This window comes from Bacillus sp. 2D03 (genome assembly GCF_003946765.1).
GTDB classification, from domain to species: Bacteria; Bacillota; Bacilli; order Bacillales; family Bacillaceae_G; genus Bacillus_A; species Bacillus_A cereus.
Genome location: NZ_RPSJ01000014.1, coordinates 108,876 through 124,117, shown reverse-complemented (window position 1 = coordinate 124,117; position 15,242 = coordinate 108,876). Strand labels below are relative to the sequence as shown.

Genomic DNA, 15,242 nt, shown 5'->3' with positions numbered 1-15,242 from the left:
ACTTTACGGATAAAGGAGAGAGCATAATGAATCATACATCATTCCGAGCAATTGTTGTGAACGAAACAAAAAGTAAGCAGTTTGTAAGAAACGTTGTAGCGAGAGAAGTAAGTAGTTTACCTGAAGGAGACGTGTTAATACAGGTTCATTATTCTTCATTAAATTATAAAGATGCTCTTTCAGCTACTGGTAATAAAGGTGTTACGAGAACATATCCTCATACGCCGGGAATTGATGCTGCAGGAGAAGTTGTGAGTAGTGAAGATAACTCTTTTAAGGCAGGAGATCAAGTTATTGTAACGGGATATGACTTAGGTATGAATACCTCTGGTGGTTTCGGAGAATATATTCGCGTGCCATCATCTTGGGTCGTGCCTTTACCAGAAGGAATGTCATTAAAGGAAAGTATGATGTATGGGACAGCAGGTTTTACTGCGGCTTTGTCGGTATATAAGCTTATTGGAGCAGGAATCAAGCCTAATATGGGAGATGTTTTAGTAACGGGTGCTACAGGCGGCGTAGGGAGTGTAGCTGTTAGTATATTAAGTAAGTTGGGGTTTAACGTAGTAGGAGCGACAGGAAAAATGGAAGAGGAAGATATGCTACTACGTCTAGGAGCGAAAAAAGTGATTCATCGCGCGGAATTGAATGATGAATCAGGAAGACCGATGTTAAAAGGGATATACGCCGGAGTTATTGATACTGTAGGTGGACGTATGTTAGAAACAGCTTTAAAAACAGTAAAGTATGGTGGTTGTGTAACGACATGCGGTAATGTGGCAGGCCAGGAATTACAAACAACGGTATATCCGTTTATTTTACGAGGCATAAGCCTTTTAGGGATAGATTCTGTGCAATGTCCAGCAGATGTGAGAAGTGATGTGTGGACGCTCTTAGCAAATGAATGGAGTAATAAAGAGTTAAGATCTTATACAGGAGAATGTACATTAGAAGAATTAGAGGAGAAGTTTACACTTATATTGCAAGGAAAGTTAAAGGGAAGAACAGTTGTTAAAATATAATAAGAAAGAGACGCTTACGTTAGCGTCTCTTTCTTATTATAATGATTGTTTTAAATTGATTTTTCCTTGTTCGCCTAAAACACCGTCAGCGATATTTACAGCGTGATCGCCAATGCGCTCTAAGTTACTTACCATATCGACGAAGATGATACTTGCATCACCTGAACAGCTGCGTTCGTTTAGACGTAATACGTGACGTTTACGAAGAACACGTTCCATTTGGTCGATTTTGCGTTCTTTAGCAATAACAGTTTGAGCTAGTTCAGTATCGAAGTTTGTTAAAGCTTCAACTGAGTCTTGTAGTGTTGAAATTGTTAATTCCAGCATTTCATTTAATTCAGCTAATGCTTCGTCTGATAGTGAAACACGGTTTGAAATTTGGAAATCTACAAGTTCTACAAGGTTTTCTACATGATCACCGACACGTTCAATATCTCCAACAACACCTGCTAAAACGGAATGTTTTTCAGAATCTGTAGGCGAAAGCGGCTTTTCTGATAGTAAAACTAAATACTCGGTAATTTTTTTATCTAAATTGTTAATAGCTCCTTCTAATTGAGTAGCCATGTCAGCGTGTTTTTTGTCTTGTGTATTTAAAAATTGGTTTGCTTCTTTTAATCCATGTAATGAAAACTCAGCCATACGGATAATTTCTTTTTGAGCTTCTGTTAAAGCGATAGCTGGAGATTGCTCAATAAAAATTGGGTTTAAATGCTGCGGTTTGAAATCAATAGCAGAATCTTCGCCGCGAATAAGTTTTGTTACAATCCATGCTAATACAGCGATGAATGGGAATTGAATAACTGCATTTGTTATGTTAAATGTTCCGTGTGCAAATGCAATTGTCATTTCTGGATTTAAGTTTAATGATGTTTGGAAATATTGAATTAAGCTTGTAAATGGTACTAATAAAATCGTAAATATAATTGTACCGACGATATTAAAGATAACGTGAACTAATGCTGCACGTCTTGCGGCAATAGAAGTACCGATTGCTGCTAATACAGCTGTAATTGTTGTACCGATGTTATCACCAAATAATACAGGAAGGGCAGCTTGTAAATCGATTGCACCTTGACCGAATAGTTCTTGTAAAATACCGATAGTTGCACTTGAACTTTGTACAATTAAAGTAAAGACTGTACCGACAACAACTCCTAAAATTGGGTTATCACTCATACTAACCGTTAATTCTTGGAATGATTCTAAAGAGCGAAGAGGTTTCATACCTGTGCTCATTAATTCCAAACCGAAGAATAACATACCAAAGCCGAATATAACTTGACCTAAAGAATGTACTTTTTTATTTTTAAAGAAGAATAATAAGATAGCTCCAACCGCCATAATTGGGAGAGCGTATTCTCCGATTTTAATTCCGATAATAAATGCAGTAACTGTCGTACCGATGTTTGCACCCATAATAACACCGATTGCTTGTCTTAATGTCATAAATCCTGCACTTACAAGTCCGACTGTTAAAGCGGTTGTTCCTGAACTGGATTGGATTAATACCGTAACTAACATACCTGCTAGTACACCCATGAGTGGGTTTGTTGTAAAACGATCTAGAATATCACGAAGACGATCTCCAGCTGCTTGTTGCAGTCCATCGCCCATGTATTTAATCCCGAATAAGAAAATACCTAATCCACCAATGAACTGGAAGATCATATCTTGAACATTATATTCCACGCATTCCACTCCTTAAATTTCATGTACGATGTAATTATTAACTGAACCTTGAGTCACTGTAAACGATTTGCTAGTAAAATTTACACTAAATTTACAAAGGGTAGAAAAGTTTACAATACCTTAAAGAAACAGCTGTATTTTATTGGTTTTCATCATGTGTAAATCTTAATTTTGTAAAAAATCACGCTCTTTAGAATAGTGTTTTTCATTTGAATATCAAGGAAAGCGTCTGCGAGTTCATCGTATATTTTTTGATGAAAGTTAAAAAAATATGTAGGAAAATGCATGTAGTTTTATAACAGTAACATGAGGGGAAACAATTCTTTTAACACGATAAAAAAGCCACTGAATTATCCAGCAGCTTTTTCCTTGTTTTTACCGCCATGCTTTTGTTTTCTTATGCTTGTAATGTAAATGAAGAGAAAAGCAATAAGTAATAGAGAGGAGTAACGATATACAGTTGCATAGTTTGTAAAGTGAGCAATAAATCCAAAAATAATCGCTCCAGCGCCGATTCCAAGGTCAAATGCGGAGAAGAATGTAGCCGTTGCTACACCGCGTCGATGCGGTGCTACGCGGTCAATCATCCATGCTTGTAGTGCAGGTTGGATCGCTCCAAAACCACTTCCGTAACATGCTGCAGCAATGATTAAGCTCGGGATTGTCGTCGTATACGACAATAAAATAATGCCTGTAAACGTTATAATAACTCCCGGAATGATGACGAATGTATGGCCTTTCGCATCATATAGCTTTCCAGAGAATGGACGAGTTACAGCGATTGCTAGTGCGTTACATAAAAAGAAGAGACTAATATCAGCTATGCCGACTTCTGTAGCAAATAGAGTGATAAAACTTCCGATTCCTCCGTACATTAATGTAATACATAATATTAATAATGAAGGAAGTAAAGCTTTACGCTCAATAAATCCATCGAGAAAAGTACTAGATGATTGTTGTGGAGGCTGTTTCGATTTTTGGATTTGAAGTAGTTTCGTTAATATTAATGAAACAATTGTGCACGATAATGCACATAAAAAAAGAATTGTGAAGTTATATGTTTGCATAAGCCATAGTCCGATAAGTGGACCGAGGGCCATTGCAATTGTTCCAGAAAGGCCAAAATATCCCATGCCTTCTCCGCGGCGAGCTGAGGGAATTAAATCAGAAACGACAGTTCCATATGTAGTCGTTGTAATACCGAAACCAGCTCCGTGTAAAATACGAACAGCAAGCAAGAGAAAGATAGTTGAGGCGAAAAGGTAACTGCCCATAGCGAGTAAACAGATAGCAGTACCGATCATTAAAATGATTTTTTTATTGAATTTTTGCAAGGCATTCCCAGTTAGCGGTCTAACAAAAAGTGCCGCAACGGTAAACATGCCGACAACAAATCCGATATTGGAACTTGTGCCACCAATTTCTTTCACATAAACAGGTAAGGTTGGAATTAACATTTGAAACCCTAAAAACATACATAAGTTTGCAAAAATTAAAGCAACAAACTCTTTTGTCCATAACGGTTCTCGTTTTACGAGTATTGCTTCTCCCATATATTCATCCCCTATATAAAGTTTTCTCTTTTCTTTCGAGTATATGTATTGGCCAATGCAACAGTCAAGGAAGGTGTCTTGAAAACGGATAACAATTTTTAAGATGAAAAACTGACAAATTTGTGTAAAAGCTACACAACTATGAAAAAAAGATGTAAAGTATAGATGTATAGACTTGTAGGTGTTAAGAATGATAGAAATTGTTTTTTCTTTAAAGAAAGCGGATTCAAAAGAGTAGTGAACAAGAAGGGGATATATACTTTTTCACTACATATATTTGAAAAGGTTTACAATATGATGAAGAAAGAGGCGTGTACATATGAGACGATTAGGTATTTCTATTTATCCAGAACATTCAACAGTAGAGAAAGATAAGGAGTATTTAACATTAGCAAGTAAATATGGATTTACACGTGTGTTCACATGTTTATTATCTGTGGATGGAGAAAAAGAGAAAATTATAGAAGAATTTAAAGAAACGATCTCTCATGCGAATGCATTAGGGTTCCAAGTATTAGTTGATATTAGTCCATCTGTTTTTGAACAATTAGGTATTTCGTATAATGATTTATCATTCTTCCATGAATTAGGTGCGTACGGTATTCGTTTAGATGTTGGTTTCTCAGGATTAGAAGAATCAATTATGACTTATAATCCGTATGGTTTGAAAATTGAGATTAATATGAGCAATGGTACGAAGTATGTAGATAACATTATGAGTCATAGACCAGATCGTGAAAATTTAATTGGTTGTCATAATTTTTATCCGCATCGTTATTCAGGGTTATCATACGATCATTTCATTAAATGCTCGAAACAATTTAAAGATTACGGTATGAGAACGGCAGCTTTTATTTCATCATTTGATGCAACATACGGACCTTGGCCAGTAACAGAAGGGTTATGTACAATAGAGCAGCATCGTGAATTACCAATGACAACACAGGCGAAGCATTTATTTGCGACTGAATTAATTGATGATGTTATTATTGCAAACGCATATGCGTCAGAAGAAGAATTACAAGCACTAGGTGCATTAAATAAAGAGAAACAAACATTTGATATAGAACTATATGATACAACGACAAAACTAGAAAGAATTATCGTATTAGACGAACCACATTTTTATCGCGGAGATGTATCTGAATATATGATTCGTTCTACACAAAGTCGTGTGAAATATAAAAAAGAAGAATTTAAACCTCATAATACGCGCGAAATTAAGCGTGGAGATTTATTAATTGATAATGAACAATATGGCCAGTATAAAGGCGAATTACAAATTGCATTAAAAGATATGGTGAATACAGGAAAAACAAATGTAGTTGGTCGAATTGTAGAAGAAGAGATTTTCTTACTAGACTATTTACAAGCATGGGATAAATTCGGATTCACATTAAAGAAATAGAGAGAATATAAAGGGGAAAAACTACTGATTTCAGCAGCTTTTCCCCCTTTATATATAAAGAGCGAGAGGAAGAGCTATGACAAAGGTGCATCAGCGATTAATTTCTATTTTAGAGGAATTTTTAGAAGAGAAATCGATGTTAAATCGAGCTTTTTTAGCGGGCCGTTTACATGTATCAACGAAGACGATTCAAAAGGATATAAAATTATTAAATGATATATTGGAAGAAAACGGAGCGAAAATCGAATCGCAAAGAGGGACTGGGTACGAATTAGAAATTATACAAAAGAAGAGATTTGAAGACTTTTGTGTGAGTCTATTTCAAAAACAGATGGAAAAGATCCCAACTTCTTATGAAGAAAGAATAGCGTACATTCTGCAGCGTGTTTTAATGATAGAGGGATATGTGAAGCTTTCAGAATTAGCGGAAGAGATGTATGTGAGTAAATCAACGGTCAATTTAATTATGAAAGATGTTACAGATATATGTGGTTGCTATGAATTACAAATTGAGAAGAGACCATATTATGGTATACGTATTGTTGGAGAGGAATTTAATATTCGTTCTTGTTTATCACAATATGGTTTACCGCGTTATGATCATACTCCGTTTCATGAGCAATTTGAGCAGACGGAGACATATTTATCGCTACCTCATATATCACTCATTCGTTCAATTATATTAAAGTATATTGAAGGCGGAACAATATATTTATCTGATATAGAAATTGATAATTTAGTCATTCATATTGCAATCGCATTAAAGCGTTGTCAAAGTCAACATTATATGAAAGGACTGCATGCGGAGCAATCAGAACTTATAATAAAGAAAGAATATACAATTGCGAAGCAAATTTTAGGAGATTTAGAGAAAGAGTTAAAATTTTCATTTCCAGAAGAAGAAGTATTATATGTGACGATGCATTTATTAAGTACTGCTTTTACAACGAGAAATCGCTATGAAAATGTAGAAGAGCTATTAGGAAAAGATATATATGCATTTATGCAACATATTCTTTTTAAAGTAGCGGAAGAACGGAATCTTATTTTTTATTATGATGAAGAATTATTATTTGGATTTGGTATTCATTTAAAAACGTTATTAAATCGTTTGAAGTATAAGTTAAATACGAGAAATCCTCTTTTGGCAGAAGTGAAAAAGAATTATCCGTATGCTTTTGAAATTGCGGTTCTCGTTGGAGATATCATTGGTGAATATACGGGTGAATCGATACCTGAAAGTGAAATTGGTTATATTGCAATTCACTTCGGCGGAGCGATGAGCCGTTTGCAGGAGCAAAATCAAAAGAAAAGATGCTTATTAGTTTGTGCGACTGGTCAAGGAAGTGCACAACTATTAAAATATAAAATTTTATCACAGTTCCGAGATAAATTAGAGATTGTAGGTATTACAGGCTATTATCAATTGAAAGTAGAAGATCTTTATAAAGAAAAAATAGATTGTATTATTAGTACGATTCATATACCGAGTGGCTTGCCTGTTCCAGTTATAAAAGTGAATTCAATATTTGATGATAAAGAGATTAAATCGATTGGTCAGCGGTTGTTTACGCATGTGAATACTAGTGTGCAGCCTTATATTAAGGAAGATTTAATCTTTTTAAATCATAATGCTTCTACGAAAGAGGATGTTATTCAGTTTTTATGTGAAAAAGCTGCTGAGAAACGCTATGTACCAAAAAACTTTTATGCTTCTGTTATGGAGAGAGAAAATACGTCTCCGACAGCGGTTGGGAATTCAGTTGCGATTCCGCATCCGATGCAGTTATTAAGTGAGGAAACTTTTTTGATGTTTTGCACACTTGAAAAGGCTGTTGATTGGGGAGATAAAAAAGTACAAGTAATTATTTTATTTAGTGTAAAGCGCAATAATAATGAAGATTTGCAAAGGCTTTATGATTTTTTATATGATATTATGTCTAGTCAAACTACGATAGAGAAACTTACTCAGACTGAGGTAATTGAAGATTTTCAAGAAATTTTATTATCATTTTGAAAAAGTATATAAAAACTTCCGTTACATAACGGAAGTTTTTTATGTTTAATTGTATGCGTTTTCATAATAAGATAAAAATATAGAAAACATATAGCTTGGGGGAATTTAAAATGGCTGATATGCAAACTCCATTTGCGTTAATTTTACATGGTGGCAATGCGAGAAGCGCGGCGCTTGAAGCAATTGCTTTTGCAAGACAAGGAGATTTTGAGAATGCGAGTGAAAAGATGACACTTGCTAGTGAAGAGATTTCAGCAGCTCATCGCATTCAAACAGACTTAATTCAAGAAGAAGCAAGAGGAAATCATGCAGAAATCAGTTTACTGTTAGTGCATGCACAAGATCATTTAATGAATGCAATTACAGTGAAAGAACTTGCTGAAGAATTTATTACTCTTCATAAACGAGTAGAAGAGAAAGTGACAGTATAAGATGTACATTTTATTATGTTGTGCAGCAGGCATGTCAACGAGTATGGTCGTAAGAAAAATGCAAGAAGAGGCAAAGAAACAAGGGAAGGATTATAAAATTAAAGCAGTTGATTCAGAACTTGTGAAACTGGAAATAAAAAATGCTGATGTTGTTTTAATCGGACCACAAGTGAAGTATTTGTTTCCAGCGGTACAGTTTCTTGCGAAGTCATACGATATACCGGTTGCAATAATAGAACAAAGAGATTATGGCATGTGTGACGGTTTAAAAGTACTGAAACAAGCAGAACAATTAGTTTTAGCATAATTATATTTTTTTAAATATAAACATTATAATGTTATAACTTTTTATTCTTACGTAGTAAAGAGAAAGAGGAGGGGTATTGATGAATGGTTTTATGAGTTTTATGGAACAAAAGATTATGCCAACAACGCAAAAGATTGCAGGACAACGACATTTATTAGCAATTCGAAACGGAGTTATTTCTACATTGCCGTTAACGATTGTCGGATCATTTTTCGTTATCTTTTTAAATTTACCAATTGATGCATATATGGAATGGATTGCACCATTTCGCCATATTTTAGATATTCCATTCCGGTTTACAGTAGGTTTAATGGCGTTATACGCAGCATTTGGGGTAGGAGCTTCACTCGCAAACTTTTATCAGCTCAATCAGTTAAGTGCAGGGTTATTATCTGTACTCGCCTTTTTACTAGCATCAGTTGAACCAATTCAAATTACGAAAGCTGTACCAGGTGTTATTGATGCAGGTAGATATATTTCAGTAGGAACATTAAGTGCAACGTCTTTATTTGGCGCAATTGTTACAGCATTAATTGCAGTAGAAATTTATCATTTTATGATTAAGCATAATATCTCGATTAAATTACCAGATAGTGTACCACCAGCAGTTTCAAATTCGTTTGCAGCATTAATTCCAACATTAGCAGTTATTCTTTTATTCTGGGGCATTCGCTACGGTTTGAAATTTGATGTGAATACAACGATCACATATTTAATCGCACCATTAAAATCAGTATTAGTAGGAAATAATTTATTCGGTGGTTTATTAACAGTATTCTTAATCGTGTTTTTCTGGTCATTCGGTATACATGGACCAGCGATTTTAGGACCAATTATTCGTCCGATGTGGGATTCAGCAATTCTTGAAAATATGGAAGTATTCACGGCTACAGGAAATGCACATCAGTTACCAAACTTATTTACAGAGCAGTTCATTCAATGGTTCGTATGGATTGGTGGATCAGGATCAACGTTAGCTTTAGTTATTATGTTTATGTTCTCTAAATCTAAGTTCTTAAAAGAGTTAGGTAGATTATCATTCGTGCCAGGCTTATTCAATATTAACGAACCAATTATTTTCGGTGCACCAATTGTAATGAACCCAATCTTAATTATTCCATTCGTTATTACACCGTTAGTGACAACGACGGTATCATATTTCGCAGTTGTTTCAGGTATGATTCCACTTATGATGGCGAAACTGCCATTTACGATGTTAGCACCAATTGCAGCGGTGATTAGTACGGACTGGACAATTATGGCTGGTGTACTTGTACTTGTTAACTTTGTTATCTCGTTCGTTATTTACTATCCATTCTTCAAAATGTATGAGAAACAACAATTAGCAGGAGAGGAGAAAACAGAATGCTCGGAGCAATTATCATCTTAATTACATTCGTGGTCGGACAGTGTATTGCTCATTATTCGAAATGGGTACAAAGTAAATCTTTATTAGTGTTACTACTAGTATCAGTTTTATTTATCGGTTGTTCAATGGGTGCATATGTAATGTTAGGATTGCAATCACCGTACGTAATTATTGTACCGACAATTTTATGTGCAACGTGTTTATCTGCAAAATATAGATTTACGAGCATGGCATTAATACAACGTGTGAAGGAGATGCAAAAGCATGGAGCGTAAATTAGGAATTTCACTTTACCCAGAACATTCAACGAAAGAAAAAGATATGGCTTATATTTCCGCAGCGGCACGACACGGTTTTTCAAGAATATTTACTTGTTTGTTATCTGTGAATCGTCCGAAAGAAGAAATTGTAGCTGAATTTAAAGAGATTATCAATCACGCAAAAGATAACAATATGGAAGTTATTTTAGATGTAGCTCCGGCTGTGTTTGATCAGCTTGGTATTAGTTATAGCGATTTATCATTCTTCGCGGAGTTAGGCGCAGACGGTATTCGTTTAGATGTAGGCTTCGACGGGTTAACTGAAGCGAAAATGACGAATAATCCGTACGGTTTAAACATTGAGTTAAATGTAAGTAACGATATTGCGTACTTAGAAAATATTCTTTCGCATCAAGCGAATAAATCAGCTTTAATTGGTTGCCATAATTTTTATCCGCAAAAATTCACTGGTCTTCCGTACGATTATTTCATTCGCTGCAGTGAACGCTTTAAAAAGCATGGTATTCGCAGTGCAGCTTTTATTACATCACATGCTGCAAACATCGGTCCATGGGATATTAACGACGGATTATGTACGTTAGAAGAGCATCGTAATTTACCAATTGAAGTACAAGCGAAGCATTTATGGGCAACAGGGCTAATCGATGATGTCATTATCGGAAATGCTTATGCGAGTGAGGAAGAGTTAGAAAAACTAGGAAACTTAAATCGCTACATGTTACAGCTAAAAGTGCACTTTGTAGACGAAGCGACTGAAGTAGAGAAGAGAGCTACGCTGCAAGAATTACACGTAAGGCGCGGCGACATAACAGAGTATATGGTACGTTCTACAGAAGTACGTAAAAAGTACAAAGATTATGACTTCCCAGTGCGTGAAAGTGTGCTGCAGGAAAGAGGGCAAGTTGTAATTGGAAACAATTCATTTGGTAAGTATAAAGGTGAACTGCAAATCATTCTGAAAGAAATGCCGATAGATGAACGGAAAAATATTGTCGGTACAATTGCGGAAGAGGAGTTATTCTTACTAGATTATGTAGGAGCTTGGACGCAGTTTACTTGTGTAGAATAGAGAAGAGAAGGAGAGGGTGCTGTGGCATCCTCTTTTTTCTGTTGAAATGAAAGTCTATCATATATAGAATGCAAAGAGATAGATTTAATTTGGACGGGAGAGAAGGAGATGGAAGGGTATATAGATAGTTTATTAAGGCGGATGGCTGATGAGGATACAGAGGTTAGACATCGTGCTTATGATGAAGCAAAAGAGCTAGATGACCTATTAACGTTTCCTTATTTACAGCAGAAGGTAACCAAAGCAAAAAAAATATCTATGAAGAAAGATATGTATTATGTAATGACGAAACTTGCTATTAATACGAAAGAGATCAGTATTGCTGATTATCTTATAGATTGTTTGGAATGTGAACAAAACCCGACTTTGTTAAGTGAACTGCTTAGTAATATTTATACATTGCCAGAAGTAAGTGATACAAATAAAATTATTCCGTATATTTACCATAAAAACGATAGTGTTCGTTATTGGGCTATTTCTTCCTTAAAGTTATGTAAATCATTAGAAGCGGAGAGTGCTTTACTAAAGTTGCTGGATACTCAAGAAAATAAAGATGAGATTACACATATTTGTTATACATTGTTTGAGATTGGAACGAAGCAATCGATTCTGCCGTTAACAAAGCTTTTATATAGTAATAGTGCCTATGTTCGTTCAACTGTTATTGAGGTGTTAGCAAAAATAGGGGGATCGGACTTACAAATAGTTTATATTGAAGCTTTACAGGATAGAAATGTGATGGTGAAAAATGAAGCTGTTCGAGCTATTTATACGTATGGCGACGAAATGGCAATGAGACCAATTTGCGAACGTGTGAATAAAATTGTTGCTAGAAGACGGAAAAATGAAGCAGAGCCTACGGATGAAGCAGAGATTATCATTGCTCTTCGTTTCTTACATAAGTTTGCTAATCATGAAGAAGTTTTAAAGATATTTGATAAAGTGTATAAAAAACGTGGAAACTTGTTTATGTCGGAGAGGAAGTGGCTTCGAGACAATATTACTTACTTTCAAGAGAAAGAAAGAATGTAAGAATCATAAAAAAAGAGCCAGCCTCAACGATGAGACTGACTCTTTTTTACTAACTAGTTTAATACTTTAACTGTAACTGTTTTATGTCCCCAGCTACTTGATGTACCTTTATCTGGCATTAAAACGTCGATTTTATTACCTTTAATAGCTCCACCAGTATCACCAGCGATTGCTACTCCGTAACCTTCAACCCATACTTTTGAACCTAATGGAATTACACTTGGATCAACTGCAATAAGTTTCATGTTTGGATTAGCTGTTAAGTTATGACCTAAAGCTGATTTTACTTGGTCGCCTGCTTTATAACCATTTTCAAGTGGATCTGCTGTGTAAGCTGTTGCTACAACACGTAACTCACGAGAAGATGATGGTGCACTTGTTTCAGTTTCTTTTGCAACAGGTTGTTGTGTAGCTGGTTTTTGAGCTTTAGCCGCTTCACGAGCTTTAGCTGCTTCTTGAGCTTTAGCCGCTTCACGAGCTTCAGCTGCTTCTTGAGCCTTAGCCGCTTCACGAGCTTTGGCTGCTTCTTGAGCCTTAGCCGCTGCTTGAGCTTCAGCATCTTCTTGAGCTTTAGCCGCTTCACGAGCTTTAGCCGCCTCTTGAGCTTTAACTTCTGCTTGAGCTTCAGCATCTGCCTGAGCTTTAGCTGCTTCTTGAGCCTTAGCAGCTTCACGAGCTTTAGCCGCTTCTTGAGCTTTAACTTCTGCTTGAGCTTCAGCTGCTTCGCGAGCTTTAGTTGCTTCTTGAGCTTTAGCTTTTGCTTGAGTTTCAGCTACTTCCTGAGCTTTAGCCGCTTCACGAACTTTAGCTGTATCTTGAACTGTAGTCGTTTTTTCAACTTTAGCTACTGGTTGAACTTTAACTGGTGCTTTACCCGTTAAGTAAGGAACATGAACATAAGCTGTTTTTCCGTTATATTCAAATTGAATCCAATCATTCTGTACTTGGTGTGTTGTTTCAATTACATCATCTTTTTTCAACTTACCAAGAATCTCTGAGTCTGTGTTTGCTCCAGCACGTACGTTTAATACGTTTGCTGTTACGTAGTAAGTGTCTTTTGTATAGTCAGCGCTTATGAAAGCTTCTTTACCGCTATTCAATTGAACTTTTGACCAACCATTTTCTGTATGTAAAACATTTACTTTATATCCATCTAATAATTTTCCTACAACTTTTGATTCAGTAGTTGGGTTTTCTCGTACGTTTAGTACGTCAGTCGTTACGATTGTTTCTGCTTTAGCAGATGTTGTGAAAATCCCAAGACCAAAAACCGCTGCTGTTGCTATACCCATAAATTTTTTCATAATAGCCTCCATTGCATTTGTTTTCGTTGACCTCATTATAGCAACCATTATTTTCTTATTTGCGAAAAACATAAAATTACAAAGCTTTCGTAACGGGGCATTAATATTCTGTAACAATTCCATAAATATCCTGATAGCGCTTCCTTGTTGTTTTTTGGCGTATCAGGGCATATGAAACACAAAATGAGTAGTATTTCAATTACTGTAACGTTAATAATATTACAGTAATATTTCTAGGTGATATCTATAGTGTTACGAAAGTAGCGTATTTTACTGTTTGAATGGAAATTTAGTTATAAAACGATAATCTTTTTAGGCATGAAAATATATAAATGAGGTGAAATTTAATAAAATATCGATATAATTGTTACAAAATCAGTCGAAGTATGGAAAAAATTACGCCTTGATTTTCGTCTGTTACATAGTATTTTTGCAATAATAGAATTAGATAATAGCCTTATTACCTATAAATAATGAAGAGTATGAGAATGATAGTTGTAACGTGAAACATATATAATAGAAGAAACTCAATTTAGTAGATAAATAAAAAACGCAGGAGTGTAAACTCCTACGTTTTTGTTTATTCATATCGTAAACATTCAATTGGATCCAGTTTGGCAGCTTTGTTAGCTGGTAGTAAACCGAATATAATACCGATTAACATTGAGATACCTACTGCAAGAAGTCCAAGTTCTTTTGAGACAACGAGTGGCCATCCAGCAAAGATTGAGACAATCCAAGCGAAGAAAATACCGAGCATGAATCCGATGAAACCACCAAGTCCTGTTAAAATACAAGATTCGATTAAGAATTGTGTTAATACTTTACCACGTGTTGCACCAAGTGCTTTACGAATACCAATCTCACGTGTACGTTCTGTTACAGATACGAGCATGATGTTCATTACACCGATACCACCAACAAGTAAGGAGATAGCAGCAATACCACCAAATACCATTTTCATCATACCAATTGATTCGTCTAGTTGTTTCGTAAATTCACCTAAGTCTTGCGCTTCGAATTTGTGCTCAAATTTAGGAGCTTTCATTTCGTTTAAGACAGAAACGGCTTGTTTTTCTACACTTTTACGTTCTGTCGGAGAGGTCATTGTTAATCTTACAGAGTCATACTCATTTACTCCTGAAATGACAGGCGCATTTTCAAGTGATGTATAACCTTCAGGCATAGGCATTCCAAAGTCGTTTTTCGTTTCGTATACACCAACTATTTTATACGGCTTTCCTTTTATATCTGTGTATTGATTTGATTCCCAACCACTACTAAATAATTTGTTGAAAGCTTCTTCATTTAATATAACAGCAGGGATTGCTTGGTTTAGTTCACTGTCATTTAATTCACGACCGTGAACTAATTTTATTTTCGAATCTGTCATAAAGGCGCCTGTTCCACCTTTTAAATCAAGATTTACATCTTTTGAACCAGCAGATGCTTTTACTTTCATACTTACGTCTGGATACACATCTTTAACGCCTGGTACAGTTTGCAGACGGTTTAGCATATCAGGTGTGATTTTGGCACTATCTGTTCCGTAATCAGGATTGTTGTAGTAAATCGTTACTTCGTTATCTTTTCCTTGGCCTAATTCTTTTTTAAACTTTGCGTTTGTACCATCACCCATTGAAATGATAGTAATAATGGCACTAATACCGATAATAATACCTAACATCGTTAAAATAGAACGCATTTTATGAGCAAAGATAGAGGAAAGGGCCATGCGTATATTTTCACTCGTATTC

Annotated in this window: 13 protein-coding genes; 9 read left to right on the top strand and 4 right to left on the bottom strand. The window is 35.5% G+C overall.

The features are described from left to right. The first annotated feature begins 26 nt into the window (after positions 1 to 26). Positions 27 to 1,022: a YhdH/YhfP family quinone oxidoreductase gene (locus EBQ15_RS25800; RefSeq protein ID WP_001017000.1), complete on the top strand. Its 996-nt coding sequence runs from the start codon at positions 27 to 29 to the stop codon at positions 1,020 to 1,022. 36 nt (positions 1,023 to 1,058) lie between these two features. Here the strand turns inward: EBQ15_RS25800 and EBQ15_RS25795 are convergent, their stop codons facing one another. Further along, positions 1,059 to 2,714 carry a Na/Pi cotransporter family protein gene (locus EBQ15_RS25795; RefSeq protein WP_000456264.1) on the bottom strand — a complete coding sequence of 552 codons (1,656 nt, stop codon included), beginning with the start codon at positions 2,712 to 2,714 and terminating at the stop codon, positions 1,059 to 1,061. Positions 2,715 to 3,064: 350 nt separating this feature from the next. Continuing rightward, positions 3,065 to 4,267 carry an MFS transporter gene (locus tag EBQ15_RS25790; RefSeq protein WP_000503238.1) on the bottom strand — a complete coding sequence of 401 codons (1,203 nt, stop codon included), beginning with the start codon at positions 4,265 to 4,267 and terminating at the stop codon, positions 3,065 to 3,067. Positions 4,268 to 4,586: 319 nt separating this feature from the next. Between EBQ15_RS25790 and EBQ15_RS25780 the strand changes: the two genes are divergently transcribed. The 8 genes from EBQ15_RS25780 (at position 4,587) to EBQ15_RS25745 (ending at position 12,181) form a co-directional block, all read left to right on the top strand. Continuing rightward, a complete protein-coding gene (locus tag EBQ15_RS25780; RefSeq protein WP_001253347.1) occupies positions 4,587 to 5,675 on the top strand; it encodes a DUF871 domain-containing protein in 1,089 nt (362 codons plus the stop codon). Positions 5,676 to 5,751: 76 nt separating this feature from the next. Next, positions 5,752 to 7,692, top strand: coding sequence for a BglG family transcription antiterminator (locus EBQ15_RS25775; RefSeq protein ID WP_000169800.1), 1,941 nt, complete (start codon positions 5,752 to 5,754; stop codon positions 7,690 to 7,692). A gap of 110 nt (positions 7,693 to 7,802) precedes the next feature. Continuing rightward, complete coding sequence (locus tag EBQ15_RS25770) at positions 7,803 to 8,123, top strand: PTS lactose/cellobiose transporter subunit IIA (protein ID WP_000774629.1); 321 nt, start codon at positions 7,803 to 7,805, stop codon at positions 8,121 to 8,123. A gap of 1 nt (position 8,124) precedes the next feature. Next, a complete protein-coding gene (locus tag EBQ15_RS25765) occupies positions 8,125 to 8,430 on the top strand; it encodes a PTS sugar transporter subunit IIB (RefSeq protein WP_000275638.1) in 306 nt (101 codons plus the stop codon). 79 nt (positions 8,431 to 8,509) lie between these two features. Next, positions 8,510 to 9,820, top strand: a complete 1,311-nt coding sequence (locus tag EBQ15_RS25760; RefSeq protein ID WP_001013053.1) for a PTS sugar transporter subunit IIC — start codon at positions 8,510 to 8,512, stop codon at positions 9,818 to 9,820. Then, a complete protein-coding gene (locus tag EBQ15_RS25755; RefSeq protein ID WP_000900048.1) occupies positions 9,796 to 10,074 on the top strand; it encodes a hypothetical protein in 279 nt (92 codons plus the stop codon). The genes EBQ15_RS25760 and EBQ15_RS25755 overlap by 25 nt, the downstream gene beginning before the upstream one ends. Beyond that, positions 10,064 to 11,149 (top strand): DUF871 domain-containing protein, encoded by a 1,086-nt coding sequence (locus tag EBQ15_RS25750; RefSeq protein WP_000440061.1) that lies wholly within the window; start codon positions 10,064 to 10,066, stop codon positions 11,147 to 11,149. Before EBQ15_RS25755 ends, EBQ15_RS25750 begins: the two co-directional genes overlap by 11 nt. A 108-nt stretch (positions 11,150 to 11,257) precedes the next feature. Further along, complete coding sequence (locus EBQ15_RS25745; protein WP_000399416.1) at positions 11,258 to 12,181, top strand: HEAT repeat domain-containing protein; 924 nt, start codon at positions 11,258 to 11,260, stop codon at positions 12,179 to 12,181. A gap of 53 nt (positions 12,182 to 12,234) precedes the next feature. On the opposite strand, the gene entC is transcribed toward EBQ15_RS25745, so the two are convergent. Then, complete coding sequence (entC, locus tag EBQ15_RS25735; protein WP_000421964.1) at positions 12,235 to 13,608, bottom strand: cell wall-binding protein EntC; 1,374 nt, start codon at positions 13,606 to 13,608, stop codon at positions 12,235 to 12,237. A gap of 457 nt (positions 13,609 to 14,065) precedes the next feature. Continuing rightward, the gene (locus EBQ15_RS25730) at positions 14,066 to 15,220 is read right to left on the bottom strand and encodes an ABC transporter permease (RefSeq protein ID WP_001986269.1); all 1,155 of its coding nucleotides are present in this window, start codon (positions 15,218 to 15,220) and stop codon (positions 14,066 to 14,068) included. Positions 15,221 to 15,242: the final 22 nt, after the last annotated feature.

Coding starts and splice junctions, on each gene's coding strand:
- EBQ15_RS25800 (WP_001017000.1), top strand. CDS start 27: ATGAATCATACATCATTCCGAGCAATTGTTGTGAACGAAACAAAAAGT.
- EBQ15_RS25790 (WP_000503238.1), bottom strand. CDS start 4,267: ATGGGAGAAGCAATACTCGTAAAACGAGAACCGTTATGGACAAAAGAG.
- EBQ15_RS25780 (WP_001253347.1), top strand. CDS start 4,587: ATGAGACGATTAGGTATTTCTATTTATCCAGAACATTCAACAGTAGAG.
- EBQ15_RS25775 (WP_000169800.1), top strand. CDS start 5,752: ATGACAAAGGTGCATCAGCGATTAATTTCTATTTTAGAGGAATTTTTA.
- EBQ15_RS25770 (WP_000774629.1), top strand. CDS start 7,803: ATGGCTGATATGCAAACTCCATTTGCGTTAATTTTACATGGTGGCAAT.
- EBQ15_RS25765 (WP_000275638.1), top strand. CDS start 8,125: ATGTACATTTTATTATGTTGTGCAGCAGGCATGTCAACGAGTATGGTC.
- EBQ15_RS25760 (WP_001013053.1), top strand. CDS start 8,510: ATGAATGGTTTTATGAGTTTTATGGAACAAAAGATTATGCCAACAACG.
- EBQ15_RS25755 (WP_000900048.1), top strand. CDS start 9,796: ATGCTCGGAGCAATTATCATCTTAATTACATTCGTGGTCGGACAGTGT.
- EBQ15_RS25750 (WP_000440061.1), top strand. CDS start 10,064: ATGGAGCGTAAATTAGGAATTTCACTTTACCCAGAACATTCAACGAAA.
- EBQ15_RS25745 (WP_000399416.1), top strand. CDS start 11,258: ATGGAAGGGTATATAGATAGTTTATTAAGGCGGATGGCTGATGAGGAT.
- entC (WP_000421964.1), bottom strand. CDS start 13,608: ATGGAATTGTTACAGAATATTAATGCCCCGTTACGAAAGCTTTGTAAT.
- EBQ15_RS25730 (WP_001986269.1), bottom strand. CDS start 15,220: ATGGCCCTTTCCTCTATCTTTGCTCATAAAATGCGTTCTATTTTAACG.